Raw genomic sequence first — 17,932 nt, 5'->3', positions numbered from 1 at the left:
GTTATAGCCATTAAAAAAGCCACTCGAGTGTGGCCTTTTTAATAGCAAATAAATTAACTAGGGCGTTTAAGTAAATGATTCATATCACTTTAAAAAACCTGATACTGTCCCTATGAGTCCTAAAAACAACCCTATATATGTTGCCAGTTTTATTAAGATATCACTTCTTTTTTGTCTTTTAAGAAAAATAGCTATTTTTTCTGACAAGTCGTCTATAGTTTTCGGCTCCGATGACTTTAATCTAGCCTCAATCAATGGCTCAACTAATTTACTAGGAAGTTCGCTAAAAGGTTTTTGCGTGTTAAATTCTCTTATCAGTGCATCTAACTTAGGCTTCAATAAATTTCGGCCATCATCATCACCAAAATCTAATTCAGACTTCATATTAAGCAAAGCCGAGTGAACATTGGCATCACTCAACCCAAGATTAAATTGCAAATTTTTGAAATCCGAAATATTCAAATCATTATGAAGCAGCCCCTTTGCAAGTTTATTTTTTAATGTTTTCTTCAATGAAGTATTAATAATCAAAGCCAACAATGAAGTCAAGAGAATCAAAGCTCCTATAATCAGCAAGAAAATAACAACAAGAACAACCCAATCAGGAATAGCCATAACAACCTCTGTGGTATTTCAATGTTGACCATATTATTTAATAATGATTTAAAACACTACTCCTAATTGCTATTTCTCTCCAAATTAATAACTCTTATGGACTCTAATTGTTTGTTCGCTTTGTCAATAGCAGCCAGTAGCGGATTAATCCATAGTACAGCCTGACAGTAAGTTAAGGAACCGGTGGCAGCGGTACTACCACTTGCTGCGTCAGCGTTCCAGGTATCGGCGTGCATTGCGCTGGCACGTAAACGGTTCGCGTAGTTGAGCAGCCCACCAGCGACATCAGCAGGAACAGGTATATCACAGGTCTTTTCACGTCGGAGAATCTCCCGATATTCGATGACGGTTTTCTCAGTGCCAGCATCTATCAGTAAGTTAAGGCGATTGGCGTTCTCGGCTACCTGGTTAAACCGGTTGAAGTTGAAAGCCTGAGCGGTTAATACTGTCGCCTGTAGTGCGTTGTCACTGCGCAGCACCCGGTTATCACTCTCAGATGTAGTCAGTGCTGCATTGGTGTGCACCAGCAGTACACTGAGCACCGCGATAAGAGTAACCACTGCAACCCCAACAAAACCTAAGACTCTGTTCACTGGTCTATCCCCCAGCACGCCAGCGCGCTTTCCTGGTCCCGTCTTTCTACCTGCCCATAACAGCCATTTTTCTGGCCTTTGGTCAGACGACAGTCGCGGCCACCGTCTTTAATCCACCAGCGAATAGCTTCACAGGCTCCTTTACGGTCACCAGCGTTAATACGCTTGTAAAACGTAGACGGGAAACATTTTCCGGGGCCGATGTTATATGGGCAGAAAGATGCGATCCCGGCTTTCTGTGGTTCGGTAAGCGGTACCTTAATATTTTGCTCAACCCACGTCAGCGCCTTGTCGCGTTCGATGGCGTTTACCTGGACACATTTCTCAGCAGACAGGTTCATGCCCTGAACTACTGGTTTGCCATCAACCATCGTGGCGCCACGGCAAATTGTCCAGATTCCGCCACCGTCGCGATATGCCGTACGGCTGTTACCCTCTTTCTCATTAAGAAACTGATCGAGAATTACAGGTGCGGAAGCCCCGGCAAGAATCAAACCAATGACCGCTACGCTCAGTTTATTCTTCAGCTTTGGTGACATTGCCATTAAGTCGGTCCTCCCTTTCCTTTTTCCTGTAATACCAGTTCACTGCACAAGTGATAACAGTGCATGCGATACCGACAATAATTGCCCAGTCGCTCAGGCTTAACCCTGCAATTCTGTCGGCCAACATCCAGGACACCTCTTTTGCTGTTATAGCTGTTTCGGCATATGCCTTCGCTGATACACCGCAACCGGTCAGCGTGGTTCCTGTTCCATATGAAAGTCTGCTGTAAATGGTGCTCATTCTGGTCATAGCCTCACCTCCGATTTTTCGGATGGCGCTGTGTGTGATGAAAGGGTCAGGCTTCACGAGCTGGATTTATCAACAAAGCACGTAGCGGATGATTCCCGTGAGCCTGAAATGAAAAAGGCCGCTTTGGTAGCCTAAAAATGATGTTTGATAATTTTTCCATCGAGCAAGGTTAGACTAGCCAATTACAGTAGCTTGCTCTCCAATTCAATTCCTGATCTACTACTTGGTTCTAGCAACCAATGAAAAAGGATAGATCGTGAATAATGGGAAAAATGAACGATTCAGAGTGTACTTATCCAGTTTTGATGCGGATATTGCAGCACTAACAGAAGCCTGTAAAAGTATCAGCAACAGTCTTAACTCTGTTTTGGAGAGCACAAAAAGAGAGGGACTTATAAACCCGATTCAAGTTTTCATAGATTCTTTAACACTGAATCAACCAGAAACACATTCTAATATCTGGGTAGCCGTTAATTCATCATGGCAGATTGCAGAAGAAGCCAGGCTAAAACTTGAGAAATTTGGTTATAAGACTGGTGAAATTATTTAAATATCCTCCGGCATAGCCGGAGGTTTTTCTGATACGCCTATAAGGCTCTGTTTCCAGTTGCGTCCTAACAGGCGCATACGATCTTACATATACATCACACTTCGTTACTTATGACTCGTGAACGGGCTACCCGGATAAATGCGCCAAACACCACACCGTAATCGGTTCCGGTTAACAATCCATAGACACTGGCCCCCGTCAGGATACCACCAGCCAGCCCAGTACCGGAAATCGGATCGGACATTTAACCCATCTTAATTGCTGTGAGTCCTCTCAAAATTGAGGGGATAAGAAAATCACGCCCACTGGTTCTTATGTTAAAGGATAAGTTAGGAGTGATTCCCGGAGCCTGAAAATGAAAATCCCCCGGCGGATGCTAGGGATTGAGTGTTTGGCATTTTGTATTTAGCAATCGGTATTTATCACCTGTTTCTAACTAGTAGTGACAATTTCCCGCAATGCACAATAGACTGCCTGTAGAGGAAATGAACCCGAACTAGAGTTTAAAAATACTCACTCCGAAGTGGTAAGCAATGTACTTATCAGTATTTACTCTGGCTCATCGTGTTTATTTTAAGCATTCCCTAGGTGGGAGATGTATATTCTGTACGGAGACTCTGCACGAAACCATGCTTATAACCTCCCCCCCCACATACCAACTTAGAAGCGGCTCAATTCCCCATAATTCTACTTTCTATTCTTCCATCTATTTATTCTATCTTCTTTTACTGTTCGACTTATCTGTTTTTTATATTCTCCAAGAGATATCTTTTGGATTAATAGTGATGAATTGAACAAAAACGAGATCAACTCGAATGCCATTGCCATACCGTAGAAAAATAAAAACATACTGATGAAAGAGAAAAAATCATTAGTAAAAACTTTATTCAAAACGGACCAGCAAAGTGCAATCGTAAAGATAACTAATGGATATGCAATGTCTACAGGTACAATTTCCGGCCCAAAAGTTAGCCTTTTTTTGTTTGCCGACATAAAAACTAAAAAACTTTCAGGCATAACAAATAGAAGTGCAAAAACACCTATTCCAAAACCTAAAACACTAGGAAAAACTGAAAGAATTGAATCATCAGGTTTCCATGGGATCGCTGAAACATCCCCTCCGTAATAAAGAACAATAAGTTCAATTAGGAAAATAATATAAACTGCTTTTTTAAAAACTCGTTCCCACCATCTAAAAAAAGGGGCGATCTTTTTATTGCATTGACTATCGCCCTGATAAGCATATGCATTAACAATGCGAAATATCGCTCCAACAATAGGAACTTGTCTTAATCGACAATAGGTCCTTTCATTGAATCCCGCATTGTCATCCATGATTAATCTCCAATTTCATCTAAAAACTTCTTGTTATTTTTAATAGTATTAGGAACAAGTTTTGTTTTTTCCATCGCTCGCTTGATTAAATTTAACACAGCTAGAGCTTTTCCTTTTACTCCTTTATACTCTTTGAGTGTCAATTGTTCTCTAACTGGGTAATTTTCCATTTGATATTTTTGTCTATTACCATTTTCATCCAGATATGAAACCTCTGCGTTACCATATTTTGTTGCCAAGGCCATTTGAACCTTTGCCTGATCAGGCAAATCACTCATAACTGAGTTATTAAAACTTTTATAGCTAGTTTCCCACTTCGAAACATGTTTATCCTTTAACTCTTGTTCTCGAAGCTTTAACTCACCCTCCATAATCTCATCAAAGGCATCAGAATTAGAAAAAGTCACAATACCATCATACTTCTTATATCCTTTTTTAGGCAATTCAAAAAATTCGGTAATTGAATCCGCAGAGGTAAGCTCCTCAATTTCTAAACTATGCTTTTTAAAAAGATGAATTGCGTGAGTGCCTAGGATCTCATTCAATGCTTGAATGAGAGGCGTTCTAGCTGGTAAACCTTTTGTATCATGGATAGCGAGAGTGTGAGTTTGCGGATCGAAAAAAAACTCTAAGTCATAACGTTTACTACTAGTATTGCCTTTAGACCTATATTCAGTCTCACCACTATTTGTGTCTACAAGGACATTAACATCATCAAACTTTAAGAATGAACCATATATAATACGTTTTTTATTAGTTTTATCATATTCATATAAAGTCACTGAAAAAGGCGCGAAAAACATTTCACCGCGCATTTTCGTAGCAATAGAGCTGAGTTTTCTTTTTTTTTCTTTACACTCTAGTATGAGAGACTTCACACCTTCAAAAAGGCGGCAATATCCATCAACACCAACCTCAGAAACGCTTTTATCGATAGGTAAAAGCTGCACATTGTAAAATTTATAAATTGCCATAATTTCTTGTTCCATGCGATTTTTATGGCACCAATGTAGTTTTTTGCTTTGATATTTTCAACTTTAGAATAGGATAAATCCAAAAAATAAACCTGATTTTTCATACAGATATGTACATAATCACAGGTTTTTAAACTGTCATCATCCAACCTTGACGTAACTACCCACACAGGAATCCGTGAACGATGGTTTAAGGCTACAGGCATTGAAAATGCTTAGATATGGTTCACCAGCTCATTTAAATAGGTATCGGTGAGCCGGAAATTTTTACAAACTTACCTGATTTTTAAAACAAAAAACCCGCACAGTGGCGGGTTTCTATTTGTTCTGTTGCTCAGTTCGCTTTATCGTCCCGAGCCTACCACAATTTAAGCACTTACTGGCTCACTTTCCAAGTAAAATTTGCCGCTATTTGTGTCGAACGCGTCACAAAGCGGTACGTAAAGCATCGATTCTGCAAGACTTACCCATGCGTCGATACGACGACGACAGGTCATGAACGTCCATTCAGGATGTTTTTGCTGTAACTCTGCAGCCATATGACGCTTGCTCTTGCGGAGGCGATGACGATCCACAATCACCCCATAGAGAGAACCGTAATTTTCGTTCATCAAAACAGCGGCGATTACACCATCAATTTTCAAACCCTCATCGTCAGAACAGAAAGCCAGACCGCTCTTATTCTTCCCTTCCAGAATCTCTTTGAAGAACTCTTCCAATTCGGGCTTGCTGATACCGGCTTTCTTCATCCGGCGTAACGCTTCGTTAATTGCCGTTTTGGTGATTTTTCCAGATGCTAACAATTGGTTAAACATGTTCCCACTACTTCCACCGCCGATATAAGACCAGCGGCCCCACATGTGTAATTTACCCTGTACCCAGATGCTTTCCAGTGTACGTAGGCGGACCAACTCGCCTGATTTACCAATCTCAGAAGGATTTATCATTAAATATTCTCCGATTACGCCAGAACGCCGAGCCCATAAGCCCGGTCCAGCACTCTGATAATCATTACCGGCTGAGGCACATGCTTTCGCTCAAACTTCACCGGGTCGTTATGTAGTTCTGTATGGCACTGACGACACAAAGGGATCGCGAAAATATCATGCGCTTTCGTAGCCATCCCTCCCTGCCCCCAGCCGATTAAATGGTGTGGGTCATCTGATGGTTTGCCGCAGCATTCGCAGGGCTGTGTTTTAATCCATTCCAGATACCCGGGGGCCGTCCAGCGGATCCGCTTTGGACGTTTCATATAGGTTTGCGGGGACTCAGGATCAACCAGAACACAAACTACAGGTTTGAGCGCAGGCCCCTGCGCTGATGACATGTTTACGGTTAACGTGCTGACTTTGTCTGTAATGAGGCTGGTGCCGGTTACCCCCGGCTCGATATCACATTCACGCATAACGGACTGATGCTCTTCTGAAGGAATACGAAGCGCCCGCCTGGCTACTGATTCGGGAATTGCGTCGGTAACACCCATACGCACCGCCCACCAGCATAGCTCCGGCAGCGACAGTTCTCTGGAAGGGTCCTGATTAAGCGCCACCATGATGCTGTTGATAATCCAGTTAATAACATTACGTCTCGCCAGTTCTGCAAGTTGTTCGCTGTAGTGGTCACGCAGATGGTTATCACAATGCCCACACAGAAGAACCGATCCAGGTTCATGATGCAGGATGGTTAACTCATGATAATGATAATCACTGTGTGGCCACTGGCAGCAGCTACCGCCATAACGCATAAGCCAATAATCAAGACCACCAAACCCACCTGCGGCCTTTATAACCTTTTCATCCAGGAAGAAGGGCAACAGGGACTCGTCACTGGCAAGCTGCTGGCGAACGTCAGGAACATAGCCGGCAGGCAAACGTTCCATGCCTGCCGGCTGGCTTTCCACCAGCACACGCTCACAACTGAATAATGGCATCAGCTCGCTGCCCGGCTTGAGCAGCACAATTCCAAGCTCACGCGCAACCACCGGCTTCAGCAGCGCCCTCATTCTGCAATCTCCCCGATAATTATTTGTCCCTTCTCACCCCATAATTTAGTGACGCGTGAATCCCAGATGTGAGCATCATCTTCGTAAATGGCATCCATCAGGGCTTTCATCATGTTGTCGAAATCAGGTTTAGCCTGGTGCGGTTTACCGTTGAACTCAGCCCGTTTCCTTTTGCTCCAGCTCGCTGGCATCGGAAGAATGAAGGTGACATGTGAACCGCTTTCCGGCAGCTCAACACCCTGCAGACGAACTTCATCACAGAAAGCCCGGTAACGCAGAACCTCGGGGCGCTTTTTCCATTTATCAGCGCGAGTCATCCTGGGCTTGCCCATTGGGGTGATATCGTAGACTTTCACATTCACCTCCAGATCCGTTGTTGCCAGGTTCTGTCCTGACGCGGAGGCTTAGATACTTCTGGCAAGTACACGCTGATCGTCCAGTGAATGAAGTCATTTTCCAGACTACGCTCGGTCTTAATCTGCTTTGCGCGATAGCGGGCTTCCAGTTCGTCAGCCTGCTCAGTGGTGAGTTGAGTATGTTGAAACCAGCTTTTCTTCATAACGCACCTCTGGATGCGGCAAAAAGAAAATCGCTGGCGTTGGTTAACGTCAGTGAATGGGTATTTTGGATTTGATTTTGCGCCATGGTTTATCTCCAGTGGCGCAGCAGGTATAGGTTGTTCAGGCCTATGACGAGAGTCTATCAGAATTCTGCGTGACACGATAACCCGCTCTTTTTAGCATTTCTGTAAAGAGGGTTGGTGTACCAATAATCTCATCGTCCTGGAGCGGTACAAACGAAGCAACATCTCCGCGCCGGTACATAAGAGCCCGGGTACATTCCGGAAATGAAGGTAGTCTGGCTACAATGACACCATCATCGCATCGGATGACTACGTAACCTTTTTGCGAAACACTGTTGATCATTACCACTGCAAATCCCCTTTCTAATGCCTGTCCATTTATTCATTACTGTGGCTTGGTAAAACCAGCCTCTGGCGTCTCACCGCTTCCTGTAGGATTTGCACTACAACTACTCAGATAACGAACGGAGGTAAAAGAACAACAAGTAACGTTCTGTCTCAGCTTACATACTGATTTTTTGGCCAGTTTTTTTTGATGATCACCGGTTACCTCTATCTTCATAACCCTTCCTTATTATACTGTATAAACATACAGCATTATCTCCCCATCATTTTCTGATTGCAACAATTTAGCAGCACATTTTGTTAAAAATCATTTTTCTGCCACTCAGTCACTCGCTTCAAAAAACCAACCTAACATATTAATAGATAAGGATTTAATTCTTTCCCAATTGGAGGCCTTTTTACATCGCACCTACCAAAAATGATAAGCATTCGTAATTGACTGTAATTCTGACGTTAAGCAATAATCCTCAAGCTGTATGTTTATACAGTTATTTGCAAATTTTGTTTTTTAAACGTCAAAGAGGAATTTTTATGTCTGGAAATGGTGGCGATAACGCGCACAACAATGCTTTTGGTGGTGGTGGTCGTGGACCGACTGGTGGTGTAAACGGTACTTCTGGCAAAGGAGGTCCAACAGGAAATGGACCTGGTGGGCGCCTGCCAAGCGGCGGTATAAATGGATCTGGCAATGGTGCAAATGTTGGCCATGGCGGTTCCATGACAGTTGTTCTGGGTAATGGTATCACTGCGACTTTTGATGGTGTTCATGCACTTGAACCCGGTAAAGACAGCGGCGTACCATGGGGTGGCAACAACGGTAATGGTGGGAATAATAACGGTGGTGGTAACGCCTCCTCCGGTACCGGGACAGCACCAACTCCGGGCCCGTCTCCTCTACAGATCTCTCAGCAAGCACTGAATCTTGCCGTTGATAATTTCAACAAGGCGCAAGCAGAAGTAACTAAAAACCAGAAACGCCTCAATGAAGCAACAGTCGCCCTGCAGCGTGCAGAAAAGGAACTGGATCTTTTTTATGAACTGGAAATCTTTGATCCGACTGACCCTGTCTGGTACCGCACACAGGAGAATCAGAAAAAAAGAGATGTTGAGCGTAAAAAGTCCGACAAATCTGCCGCACAGAATGCTTTAAATACCGCGAACCAGATCCTTAACCGGGACGCCGAGAAGAAAAAGCAGGCTGAAGAAGAACAATCTCGGGTTGTTGATTCTGTGAAACTCGTCAGCGATTTTTATGGTGACGTAACTGAAAAGTTAGGTGCAAAAAACGCGTCCCTTGCAAAAGAACTGGCAGAATCAGCCAAGGGGAAAAAACTTCGAAACGTCAATGAAGCGCTGGCCGCTTTCGAAAAACATAAGAGCGCCATCAACAGTAAATTCAGCGTGCAGGATCGTGAAGCTATCGCAAAAGCTATCGAGTCAGTTAATAAAGATGCCCTGGCTAAAAATCTTCAGAAGTTTAGCAAGGCCTTTGGCATTACCAGTCAGGTTATTGACTATTCTCAGCTAGCTAATGCAATTGCTAAAGGTATCCGAACCGGGGAATGGAAAGACGCGATGTTGAAAATCGAGAGCATGGCGGTTGGGAAAGCAGCCTCTATGGCTGTTGCTTTCACATTTAGTTTCCTGACCGTTACACCTCTTGGCATCGCTGTGTTTGCGCTTCTTATGACGGTGACTGGAGCGTTAATTAATGAAAGAATGATGGAGAAAATGAACAAACAACTGTTCAATATTTAATTGATCAGGCGGTCAGCTATGGCCGCCTTTTTTAAGAAGATTGTTCTATTATTTTTTTAAAGTAACCATAGATGTAACATCGGTCTTTGGGCTTCCGGCTTCGAATGTCCAGTTTCCCATTTCCTTGGTAAGTTTTTGCTTGGTTTCAGCATCAACTACTCCATCAGGAAATCTGATATTTATAATTTTTCCTTTAGCATCAATATCATACACCACTTTGAATTTGTTATTTTCGTTCACCAGCGTTTTAGCCTCTGTTTTGCTTACGGTTTCACTTGCATGAGTACTAAAAGCTAAACCTGCAGACAAAGTAGCAATGATGGCCACACAAAAAACCTTGTTATTCATAGCGTTATCCCCTTCCAAATAAATAATAATAAGTGGAAATAATTATCATTTCCACTGTCTATTTTTACAGCAATGGCCGAGTGTGGCACTACTGAAAAACATGAATCTTTATTAATTAGGAAGCTATGCTAAATATATCGTTTTCAAGTCATGTACCGTTACATGTATTAGCTCTCACCTGAGCAGGTACTCTTACGTTACAGAGCAAAACCTAAACTGACAGTCCACTCCGTGCCAGAAGCGGGCGCTACTAACCCACAACAAGGTTGCAAACCGATTTTTACCTCACTGTAAATCGTGCACAGGTACCGTTTTGTCCGAGCTTCGTCTAATGTACTGAGTTAAGCAAAACTTTTCTGGCGAGCAAGTGATTCGCAAACGGTCGCCAAGTAAAATGCATATGGGTAGTCAAGTCACATGCAATTTCGCAGAAAATGCCTAGTGAGCGGCATCCTAACCGGGTAATTACACTTCCTGCTAGGCATTACGGAGTTGGGTGAAAAACAGCCTCATTTTGTCGCTCTCCGTTGAATGGTGCGCTCGCCTGTGATCATTGGGACAAAGTACTACAAGATTAGCCAGTGTATCGAGACCATCTTCGCTCAAAGGCTGAATATGATGCACCTCAGCAAAGAGAGTCCCTTTGCTCGTCAAAAATCCCGGCTCGCCGCAATACTCACAAATTCCACGGCTTCTTTTTAATGCCTGCAGTCGCAACCCACTGCTCCTGCGGGCTGCTTCTGATTTCTCTATACTGCTGTCATCACGAAAATCACCATGCTGATCTTCGTATTGAGCGACTTCACCTCGGGTAAGGAATAATACACCTGTCAGATCGTCGTAGGCAGCAGACCACTGTTCGGTATCCAGAATGCGCTTGCTCGTATTGCGTACCTTCAGCAGCACGCGGACCGGCAACCTCCGGCGAATAATCTCCTTATAAATGTCATCGGTTTCCTTTCCTTTCCTGTCCTGACCCCGAGCTTGGTAGCTGGTCGTGTATGTATCTTCCGAGCCGGTCGATATCTGGATGTTATCGGTCCACACATTAACCACTGCGATATCACCCTCAAGCCAAGCCCAGCGTTGGTTGTGGTTGGGTGAGTTAGCATGTGGCCAGTCATCTAATGACATACCGGCCAGTTTCAGCAAGTCGTAAATCCGTAAATTTCTTTTCGGAACAGGCAAACCCATCATTGATTCCATTTTTATAGTTGGTTAATAGATTACTCCAACAATTTTTATTTTTATGGTCAGAATCGCAAGGCTTTTCTTCTCTATTTTTTAGAAAATCCCCTAATATCAGAGCGGCATGACGCTTGAAGGGTAATCATGTCGCTTCAGGCGATGGCACTGATGTCCATTTTTACCATTCCAGGGGCGTGAGGATCGTCCAGTGCCAACTTCAGCTCCTCGCTAGCTGCGGACCTTCGACTCATGTAACTTGTCCGCTTCGTGCCAAAAGCAGACTTTTATGATCTCCTTATGGCAGCAGAAGACGGCCTATTACGATGCGGAATACGGTCAGGGCAACTGGTGGTGCTGGAACGCTACTGAGCATTCTGAAAGGCCGCCCTGTTTCAATATAACTGTATTACGGATATGTATATCAGATCAGACAGAGAGTGACTGTACAGAACGATCGCATTGTTGTCTGGCCCGTATCGCAGTTACTATATGCTGGCATTACCTAGGCAATTCTCAATCCCTAAGAATATACCGCAACCTGTACTTCCAGCAGCGAACAGGCTAAAGAGGAATATCAGGAGTCGTATCTCATTAGATTTTCCTTGCTCCTGTTCCATAAATTTATTAACTGACCAGAGTTTTGCTTAACCCAGTCTGATATTATTTTCAGGGACTCAGGAATGAATGTAGTACCCTGGCTCCCCATGAATCTGCCATCACTAATAGCAAAAACATGCGCACTGTTCCGTTTTCTGAAAACAATGGTCGGTTCAGCGTCAAGTTTAGGGCATATAACCAGAACCTCTCCGCCGGTAAAATCCTCCACCTGCGAAATTTCGTTCAGCTCTTTAAATTGCTCGGCAGTAATGGAGTACAGACCTGATTTTTCAAGCTCTAAACGTCCGTGCAACTCGAAGTCATAGGGTACGTATACATCAGGTTTTTCCATGAATTCAATGGAAAGGATACGCTCGATAGGCAGTGTTTCTGTATGAACATACCAGGTGTCATGTTTGAGCTTGGGGCTCTTTGTCCACCTCTTCAGTTCACTGTCAGAGAGGTTCTCGGTTTTAACCCAACCCTGAATGCCAAGTATCGTGGCCCACACTGACGGCTGCTCATATTTGCGCAAAAGTTTTTTAAAAGAGTAAAACGTGTCTTGCTGCTTGAGCCAGGCTGAGTCTACTGTGAGCCGAATGAGTCGTTTGTTATGAGTGCCTCTGACCGGGCTATGAGCATCCTGACCGCCTGCTTTTCTCAAAAAGTCTTTATCGCTTTCGGTGAGTACTTCTGTGCCGTCTACTAAGCCGTGACCATAGGGCAATGGATAGGAAGTGTACCAGCTATGGCCGTGAAGCATCTTTCCATCACTCAGATGGAAATAGCCTTTGTTTATTCCTTCCGACGTCAATATGCTGTGCAGCATTGCCACACCTGTAAAATGATAAAGTTTCATTTTTAGATCCTCTCAGCCATACAACCAGATTTAAGCGAGCCCAATCGTGAGCGGGCCTTATTGTATGACACTGTTCCCATGCATAGTATTAAGATCGGTCAAGACACCTTGTCGCGGCCGCCTCCTCACTTCAAAGCATGATGTGTTTTCTGCTTCCATATCCTTCAGCAGTTTATTCGCAGTGGCGCATAGCCTAGCGTAAAGTTTTTGTCCGTTTTCCATTCTGGTGTTCAGTTGGATTGAATTGCCACTGATCTAATAGGTATGTCAGAGTCCACATAGACGGCTTTGCTGTGCTAGATCACAGTTAGCACTAACTTCCACTTCTCGCTCATAGCAGACCTTGCAGTGCTTCAGACGGTCCGCTTCGTGCCAGAAGCGGACATCGACGAGACATAGTTTATGCTCGTTAGCAGGGAGTCGGTCAGTAGACCTCTTCTTGGATACTCGGGTAGTTCGTTATATGTTTTGCATGCCATTACTTGGCACACAATCTTCTCCGGAGGTTCGGACTGACCGCACCCGCCGTAAAAACAGCATTTACAGCCTCAACTACACCCACGGTGCTCGCTATAGTGTACTAGCTCAGTGTCTGCCATTACTGTTCTGCGACTGCAGAAGTCATCTATCAGGAAATACAGATTATGCTGTTTAACTGGAAAGATCTTACCACACCCATTGTGACCGTCACTGCGGTCTGGCTCGGGGCCAAACTCGCGTTAAGTAATGATATGCGTAAGAAAGTGCTAGAGCTCGAAACTACCAGGTTGGAGCGGTTGGCATTTGAGTGCGACAGCTGTGTGAACAATCTGCACATGAACTGCATGAGGATCTATAAAATTATTGAAGATTTATCCGGGGAATATACCAAGAGAATCACCTTGGCGGAGGTTACCCAATGCCTGAAAAAATCAGCTGAAGCAGGAACAGTAATCGATACTAAAGCTGGACAACAATTTCAGAATACGCTGGAACTTCACCGTCAGGCCGACTTTGAAGAATGGAAAATACTCATCCTTCCACTGCTACTACATATTAACAAGGTACTTGCCTCCCCATCGCTGGCCAACGATGACTGTACGAAAGAACTCAGCCGCCTTTACTGGAAGCCAGAGCAAGCAAAAAGCTACAATGAAGAGCTTGCCGTGCTGGCAGGTCCATTGCCTAGCTATCGGCAACAGCTGTTTAAACGCATCGCCGATGATTACCAAGCATTACTGCACCCCGCACCGCTTAATATATGGGTGATTAAACGTAAAACTTGCCACTCAATCCGGGATTTCTTCAAATACATCCCGTTAGCGTCGCGAAATAATATGCGGCAATGATATCAGTTTTATTGGCAGCGTTTCACTAATAGTCTACCTGCAATACGACGGTACCTCATGGTTATTTACCAAAGCATGACTCTGTCAGGCTAGCTTTCTAATGTAGTACTTATGTAAATAAACCCGTTTTAGTTCGATGCATTTTTTGAGATCCAGGCCAAATAATGGTGTTGTCGGTATTCCTCCGGTGTCATATTTTTCAGTGATTCATACGGGATACTTACACTTAGTTCACATTTACGACGCAGAGACGTAAATCATATGGATGATGATTATGACATTTATACATAATCCACAAACAATCCACCCAGTACAAAATACTGAATCTTTAGATACTCAGGAATTCAATGAGCTGATAACAGAGTTATCCGAACTGGGCTTTACGCATAGCTCGGAGGTTTCTGAATATATTGTTAAGAATAATCTTGGCAATAAGTATAAAAATATATCTGGGATTCTACAGATGACGAAACATGGCGATAAATGGTCGTTCGATGGAGGTTTTCCTCCAGATGTTTATGGACGATTATGCCGAAAGCTGAAACTTAAAAATAAAGGTTCACAATCTCGTCCGGGGAAATTTACTCCATATAAAAGCGTCAAGTAATCGGTGGTCGTTGATACGTCGATGAATAAGCTACAACTGCGAAATACTTATCATCAGCACTGATCGTAACTGGCGGTCCATCCCGATAAAGTCGGAGGAGCGAACGTCCTCAGAGTGCCAGATGCGGACGTTTACTTGGTATTTCGCCCAATTAAGCCAGCCTCTCTATCTCTCGTACCACACAGATCGCTATGTGTTGGATTGTCAGTTTAACTACATCTAATGCTCTGATATTTCAGATGGTTTGAAAGTCCATTACCAGCAAGACGCTGATTGGTTAACTAGCGGACGGTTTGGTGATGGTAGGTGTAAGCGAGTCCTGCCAAATGGCTATTAAAGGGATTGCGATTATCGTGGCGTTCATTATCGATCATATGCAAAATCGCATGCAGCAGAAGGCGGTAGTGGTGGCGTGGAAGGTGGTGATGGAGGGGAAATAGTACCGCTAATTGTGCCTCTGTGAGGTGTGATAACATCAAAAATCCACTGCAAAATGCAACATATAAAACCAGTCCAGTAATGAGAACTTAATTCTCACCCTACTAATTTTGGTAGCCAAAAAAATAGCAATATTATGTAGATTAGAACAAAAATAAGTCTACTCTGGTAGTCATTGTTTTGAGCAGCGTGGTGATGTTTATCTGCTTGAAATTTAATCGATTAATTCTGATTTGAGATTGTTTCTCGCAAGGATATGGCTATGGCAAAGGCAAAAACTCCAACAAAACTGATCAAAGGCAATATATTTGAATTCTATGTACCTAAAATATACGGAACAAAGCCAAGACCTAAAAAGATAACGGACAAAAAAGACCCAACTAAAAAGGTTTATGATAAAAGCAAACCAGCATTTTTTTTAAAGAATTCTTTTACGAAGACGACAAATATTCCATTCGGAAGTAGTTCTAAAAAAAATCTCTCAGTGCGCTATCCTGCATTATTACTACCTCAAATTGTCCATGCTGCGCTTGAGTGTGGGTACGGTCGTAAAGGAATGTGGTCCTCTCACCTTCTTCTAAATCATAAAGAGTCACTTGAACTTTCATCCTATTTACTCAAAAGATTATTAATGGTAGCCTCATGCATCAAAGTTGATAAAAATGATGCTTATTTTACACAAGAATTTTATTCAAAAATAGAACCTTCAGAAAAAGTTGCAATATCATTTATAGTAGGTGGTATAGGGAGTTTTATTTCGGCGTATCATTGGCTTGCTGCTGCGGGTGAAAAAATTAATGTTATGTTACATACCAGTATTTATACTAAAGGCTTGTATCCTTTTGTAATAACAAATCCTTTAAACACTAAAAAGTCGCCCGACTATCTTATTGAGTCTGACAGTGGAGAATGGCATGTTTTTGAAAGTAAAGGTGGCACAGATGGTGGGCGTAATAAAAGGATTCAGGAAGGTTTACTTCAGCTTGGGGAAATAACCCACCTTGCATGGGGTTCACCTGCTTTTACTCTAAAGAAAGTGCAAACAAATGTATGTACACACACGTGTATTGATGCTGGCAGTCCTTTGAAGGTGCTAGCCTATGATCCTCCAGGTGAGAATACCGAAGAAGTGAAAGCCATCATTCTTGATGAAGCCGTTTGCAAGCTACTTAAAATCGTTGAAAGTTTGGATCAATTCCATGTGCTTGGTACAGAATTGAGTACCGAAGATGGCTGGGGATGGAAGATGGTGCCGCAGATAAAAAACTTACGGGTGGCTCTACCATCTCAATACTTCGATCTTGAAGAGGAGCTTAGAACAAGCCTGGGATTATATTTTCTTGCAATTGAAAGTGTAGATAAATATAAAAATAGAGTGCAGTGGCCGGCAGATCTTACCATCCATAACATTGTCAAAAAAATAACCGCGTATAAATTCGAAGGTAAAAAACATGTTATGGCGGAGAAGTTTTTTAGTTTTATTTCAGAACTAAATGAAACGGAAGAGTCCACTACTTTCATTACGATTTGCCGCCAATATCTGAATTTTGATGAAATATTAAATGAATTCATTGCTGTATTGCAGGCGCTTATTATTCAAGCAAATTTATCACCATCCCCCCACAATGAAATTAAAAAAACTGATGTTTTGACCTCGAGCGGAATGTTAATCAGAGAAGTTAATGAAGTAGAATAATATATTATGATATTAACTAGGGTGGGTATCAACTATATCTTACCCATCCTACACATTTGCATAAATCAGTTTCCAGCACATTACGCGCCGCCGGGTAGTAGGTTATCCGCACATCAATATAATCTCCCTCCAGCGCACCACGCTCAGACAGCAGTTTAAGCGTATCCAGCCCAGCTACGCCCGGGCGACCCACCAGCCGGCGCGTTGTAACTCCGCCTTGCCTGATCGGGGTTACCAAATGCGGTAAACCATCTCAATGCCTGAAAACGTCCGCTCCTCGCTCGCAGCGGACCTTCAACTCAGGTCGCTTGTTCGCTTAGTGCTGTGAGTTCAACTGATGGACGCAACATACTTATTGAACCGTTCTGGCATGCAAACTGTCTGGAAGAATCTGAGCTTGTTCACGTTGCGATGAGCCAAGTTAATTCATGCCTCTGGAACGCTCTACGCAACGGTTTCGTTTTTCTGCAATTCTCAGTACATCTTTGGAATTTTTGACCTGTGCCAGGATATCAATATACACAGTCGCAGCCCGCCTCCAGAGCCCCTTATCCTCGAGGCTTTTTGCTAATTTCTCTAACTGTCTGGTTTCCAGGGGACTCTCTTCTTCTAACATAAAAGGCAAAATAATTTTAGGTATCCTGATCCCTTGTTTAACACTGTATACAGGCTCTCTGTCCTCAGGTTTTTTAACTATAATTCCCTCTTTGGTGAGCCGACGTAATAACTTCCCTGCATTGCTGGTTGTTAATTCCAAGGCTTCGCAAATGTCTCGTAGTGTGCATCCAGGCATATGATTGATAGCAGCAATCACCATCTCTTTTTGAGTAACACGATAATTGGTCATTGGTCAGAACTCGTTTTAGTTGATTAAACTAGCTGCCTTACGGCTTTCCAGCATCTCACGCACAATTATTGCATCCAGAACCACCGTAGATCTGAGGCACGCAATCGGCGCATATACCGCACTGTTTGTTATTGGATATTCGAAACTCCAGCACCTCAACAATAACCTTCACAGCATCAGCCATTGCGTAGCCAAGATGACCACCATCGCTTTGTGCCACTGCCCGGCTGAGTATTTCGCGTATCTGGTACAGGCGATTGATAGATACAGGGCCATGTGCCGGGTGGTTGTTTACCTTTTGCTCCGAGCCAATAGCCGCCATCGCCAGTTTCATAACCTTAAGCGCCATGGCAGCATCCTCGTTCAAAGCTCCGGGAATTACGTCGCGCTCGTGTTCAAGTTCAGCAATAGTCTGTTGCAGCCAGGATTTGGTATCCCGGTCTTTCTGAGAGATTTCTATAGTCATTGGTCAAT

Annotated in this window: 20 protein-coding genes and 2 pseudogenes; 6 read left to right on the top strand and 16 right to left on the bottom strand. The window is 43.4% G+C overall.

Translation table 11 applies throughout. The features are described from left to right. Positions 1-84: 84 nt before the first annotated feature. From OGV89_RS21305 to OGV89_RS21290, 4 genes are all read right to left on the bottom strand, one after another. The gene (locus OGV89_RS21305; protein WP_200024767.1) at positions 85-615 is read right to left on the bottom strand and encodes a hypothetical protein; all 531 of its coding nucleotides are present in this window, start codon (positions 613-615) and stop codon (positions 85-87) included. A gap of 62 nt (positions 616-677) precedes the next feature. Next, positions 678-1,208 carry a hypothetical protein gene (locus OGV89_RS21300; protein WP_200024769.1) on the bottom strand — a complete coding sequence of 177 codons (531 nt, stop codon included), beginning with the start codon at positions 1,206-1,208 and terminating at the stop codon, positions 678-680. Then, a complete protein-coding gene (locus OGV89_RS21295) occupies positions 1,205-1,753 on the bottom strand; it encodes a lysozyme (protein WP_200024770.1) in 549 nt (182 codons plus the stop codon). Before OGV89_RS21295 ends, OGV89_RS21300 begins: the two co-directional genes overlap by 4 nt. Beyond that, entirely contained in the window at positions 1,725-2,003 is a 279-nt protein-coding gene (locus OGV89_RS21290) for a phage holin (protein WP_200024774.1), read from the bottom strand. The genes OGV89_RS21295 and OGV89_RS21290 overlap by 29 nt, the downstream gene beginning before the upstream one ends. Positions 2,004-2,259: 256 nt before the next feature. Between OGV89_RS21290 and OGV89_RS21285 the strand changes: the two genes are divergently transcribed. Then, the gene (locus OGV89_RS21285; RefSeq protein WP_158605707.1) at positions 2,260-2,553 is read left to right on the top strand and encodes a hypothetical protein; all 294 of its coding nucleotides are present in this window, start codon (positions 2,260-2,262) and stop codon (positions 2,551-2,553) included. Between the two features lie 136 nt (positions 2,554-2,689). On the opposite strand, the pseudogene OGV89_RS21280 reads toward OGV89_RS21285, so the two are convergent. The 7 genes and pseudogenes from OGV89_RS21280 to OGV89_RS21250 form a co-directional block, all read right to left on the bottom strand. Next, a pseudogene (locus tag OGV89_RS21280) lies at positions 2,690-2,797 on the bottom strand (putative holin); the annotation flags it as partial. Positions 2,798-3,240: 443 nt separating this feature from the next. Then, positions 3,241-3,888, bottom strand: coding sequence for a hypothetical protein (locus OGV89_RS21275; protein ID WP_200004610.1), 648 nt, complete (start codon positions 3,886-3,888; stop codon positions 3,241-3,243). Positions 3,889-3,890: 2 nt separating this feature from the next. Then, entirely contained in the window at positions 3,891-4,877 is a 987-nt protein-coding gene (locus OGV89_RS21270) for a DUF4747 family protein (RefSeq protein ID WP_233590551.1), read from the bottom strand. A 353-nt stretch (positions 4,878-5,230) separates the two neighbouring features. Continuing rightward, on the bottom strand, positions 5,231-5,809 hold the full coding sequence (locus OGV89_RS21265) for a DUF1133 family protein (protein ID WP_200004609.1): 579 nt from the start codon (positions 5,807-5,809) through the stop codon (positions 5,231-5,233). A gap of 14 nt (positions 5,810-5,823) precedes the next feature. After that, on the bottom strand, positions 5,824-6,864 hold the full coding sequence (locus tag OGV89_RS21260; protein ID WP_200004608.1) for a DUF968 domain-containing protein: 1,041 nt from the start codon (positions 6,862-6,864) through the stop codon (positions 5,824-5,826). Further along, positions 6,861-7,220 carry a RusA family crossover junction endodeoxyribonuclease gene (locus OGV89_RS21255; RefSeq protein ID WP_200004607.1) on the bottom strand — a complete coding sequence of 120 codons (360 nt, stop codon included), beginning with the start codon at positions 7,218-7,220 and terminating at the stop codon, positions 6,861-6,863. The genes OGV89_RS21260 and OGV89_RS21255 overlap by 4 nt, the downstream gene beginning before the upstream one ends. A 2-nt stretch (positions 7,221-7,222) precedes the next feature. Next, the gene (locus tag OGV89_RS21250) at positions 7,223-7,423 is read right to left on the bottom strand and encodes a hypothetical protein (protein ID WP_071698692.1); all 201 of its coding nucleotides are present in this window, start codon (positions 7,421-7,423) and stop codon (positions 7,223-7,225) included. A gap of 900 nt (positions 7,424-8,323) precedes the next feature. Here OGV89_RS21250 and OGV89_RS21245 point away from each other — a divergent pair. Continuing rightward, positions 8,324-9,550, top strand: coding sequence for a colicin-like pore-forming protein (locus OGV89_RS21245; protein WP_286559271.1), 1,227 nt, complete (start codon positions 8,324-8,326; stop codon positions 9,548-9,550). Positions 9,551-9,598: 48 nt separating this feature from the next. Here the strand turns inward: OGV89_RS21245 and OGV89_RS21240 are convergent, their stop codons facing one another. The 3 genes from OGV89_RS21240 to OGV89_RS21230 all read right to left on the bottom strand — a co-directional run bounded on the left by OGV89_RS21240 (position 9,599) and on the right by OGV89_RS21230 (position 12,542). Beyond that, entirely contained in the window at positions 9,599-9,898 is a 300-nt protein-coding gene (locus tag OGV89_RS21240) for a hypothetical protein (protein WP_200024777.1), read from the bottom strand. Between the two features lie 477 nt (positions 9,899-10,375). Continuing rightward, on the bottom strand, positions 10,376-11,095 hold the full coding sequence (locus OGV89_RS21235; protein ID WP_164084791.1) for an HNH endonuclease: 720 nt from the start codon (positions 11,093-11,095) through the stop codon (positions 10,376-10,378). 565 nt (positions 11,096-11,660) lie between these two features. Further along, complete coding sequence (locus OGV89_RS21230; RefSeq protein WP_200024779.1) at positions 11,661-12,542, bottom strand: hypothetical protein; 882 nt, start codon at positions 12,540-12,542, stop codon at positions 11,661-11,663. A gap of 644 nt (positions 12,543-13,186) precedes the next feature. Between OGV89_RS21230 and OGV89_RS21225 the strand changes: the two genes are divergently transcribed. From OGV89_RS21225 to OGV89_RS21210, 4 genes and pseudogenes are all read left to right on the top strand, one after another. After that, on the top strand, positions 13,187-13,870 hold the full coding sequence (locus tag OGV89_RS21225; protein ID WP_200024781.1) for a hypothetical protein: 684 nt from the start codon (positions 13,187-13,189) through the stop codon (positions 13,868-13,870). Between the two features lie 274 nt (positions 13,871-14,144). After that, the gene (locus OGV89_RS21220) at positions 14,145-14,477 is read left to right on the top strand and encodes a hypothetical protein (RefSeq protein ID WP_200024782.1); all 333 of its coding nucleotides are present in this window, start codon (positions 14,145-14,147) and stop codon (positions 14,475-14,477) included. 281 nt (positions 14,478-14,758) lie between these two features. Beyond that, positions 14,759-14,917, top strand: a pseudogene (locus OGV89_RS21215) (ABC transporter permease); the annotation flags it as partial. Positions 14,918-15,177: 260 nt separating this feature from the next. Next, complete coding sequence (locus OGV89_RS21210; protein ID WP_286559267.1) at positions 15,178-16,611, top strand: hypothetical protein; 1,434 nt, start codon at positions 15,178-15,180, stop codon at positions 16,609-16,611. A 421-nt stretch (positions 16,612-17,032) separates the two neighbouring features. Here the strand turns inward: OGV89_RS21210 and OGV89_RS21205 are convergent, their stop codons facing one another. After that, positions 17,033-17,458 carry a MarR family transcriptional regulator gene (locus tag OGV89_RS21205; RefSeq protein WP_200024784.1) on the bottom strand — a complete coding sequence of 142 codons (426 nt, stop codon included), beginning with the start codon at positions 17,456-17,458 and terminating at the stop codon, positions 17,033-17,035. 55 nt (positions 17,459-17,513) lie between these two features. After that, positions 17,514-17,924 carry a hypothetical protein gene (locus OGV89_RS21200; RefSeq protein WP_200025146.1) on the bottom strand — a complete coding sequence of 137 codons (411 nt, stop codon included), beginning with the start codon at positions 17,922-17,924 and terminating at the stop codon, positions 17,514-17,516. Positions 17,925-17,932 lie beyond the last annotated feature (8 nt).

The sequence above is a fragment of the Citrobacter sp. Cf125 genome, from assembly GCF_030333935.1.
Classification (GTDB): Bacteria; Pseudomonadota; Gammaproteobacteria; order Enterobacterales; family Enterobacteriaceae; genus Citrobacter; species Citrobacter freundii.
Note: the sequence above shows the minus strand (reverse complement) of the source record. Positions and strands in the feature narration are given on the sequence as shown.

What these genes read in the sequence shown, in the direction of transcription:
- OGV89_RS21290 (WP_200024774.1), bottom strand. Translation starts at nt 2,003, where the DNA reads ATGACCAGAATGAGCACCATTTACAGCAGACTTTCATATGGAACAGGA.
- OGV89_RS21210 (WP_286559267.1), top strand. Translation starts at nt 15,178, where the DNA reads ATGGCAAAGGCAAAAACTCCAACAAAACTGATCAAAGGCAATATATTT.
- OGV89_RS21220 (WP_200024782.1), top strand. Translation starts at nt 14,145, where the DNA reads ATGACATTTATACATAATCCACAAACAATCCACCCAGTACAAAATACT.
- OGV89_RS21230 (WP_200024779.1), bottom strand. Translation starts at nt 12,542, where the DNA reads ATGAAACTTTATCATTTTACAGGTGTGGCAATGCTGCACAGCATATTG.
- OGV89_RS21265 (WP_200004609.1), bottom strand. Translation starts at nt 5,809, where the DNA reads ATGATAAATCCTTCTGAGATTGGTAAATCAGGCGAGTTGGTCCGCCTA.
- OGV89_RS21235 (WP_164084791.1), bottom strand. Translation starts at nt 11,095, where the DNA reads ATGATGGGTTTGCCTGTTCCGAAAAGAAATTTACGGATTTACGACTTG.
- OGV89_RS21305 (WP_200024767.1), bottom strand. Translation starts at nt 615, where the DNA reads ATGGCTATTCCTGATTGGGTTGTTCTTGTTGTTATTTTCTTGCTGATT.
- OGV89_RS21225 (WP_200024781.1), top strand. Translation starts at nt 13,187, where the DNA reads ATGCTGTTTAACTGGAAAGATCTTACCACACCCATTGTGACCGTCACT.
- OGV89_RS21250 (WP_071698692.1), bottom strand. Translation starts at nt 7,423, where the DNA reads ATGAAGAAAAGCTGGTTTCAACATACTCAACTCACCACTGAGCAGGCT.
- OGV89_RS21275 (WP_200004610.1), bottom strand. Translation starts at nt 3,888, where the DNA reads ATGGATGACAATGCGGGATTCAATGAAAGGACCTATTGTCGATTAAGA.
- OGV89_RS21200 (WP_200025146.1), bottom strand. Translation starts at nt 17,924, where the DNA reads ATGACTATAGAAATCTCTCAGAAAGACCGGGATACCAAATCCTGGCTG.
- OGV89_RS21260 (WP_200004608.1), bottom strand. Translation starts at nt 6,864, where the DNA reads ATGAGGGCGCTGCTGAAGCCGGTGGTTGCGCGTGAGCTTGGAATTGTG.
- OGV89_RS21295 (WP_200024770.1), bottom strand. Translation starts at nt 1,753, where the DNA reads ATGGCAATGTCACCAAAGCTGAAGAATAAACTGAGCGTAGCGGTCATT.
- OGV89_RS21240 (WP_200024777.1), bottom strand. Translation starts at nt 9,898, where the DNA reads ATGAATAACAAGGTTTTTTGTGTGGCCATCATTGCTACTTTGTCTGCA.
- OGV89_RS21270 (WP_233590551.1), bottom strand. Translation starts at nt 4,877, where the DNA reads ATGGAACAAGAAATTATGGCAATTTATAAATTTTACAATGTGCAGCTT.
- OGV89_RS21205 (WP_200024784.1), bottom strand. Translation starts at nt 17,458, where the DNA reads ATGACCAATTATCGTGTTACTCAAAAAGAGATGGTGATTGCTGCTATC.
- OGV89_RS21245 (WP_286559271.1), top strand. Translation starts at nt 8,324, where the DNA reads ATGTCTGGAAATGGTGGCGATAACGCGCACAACAATGCTTTTGGTGGT.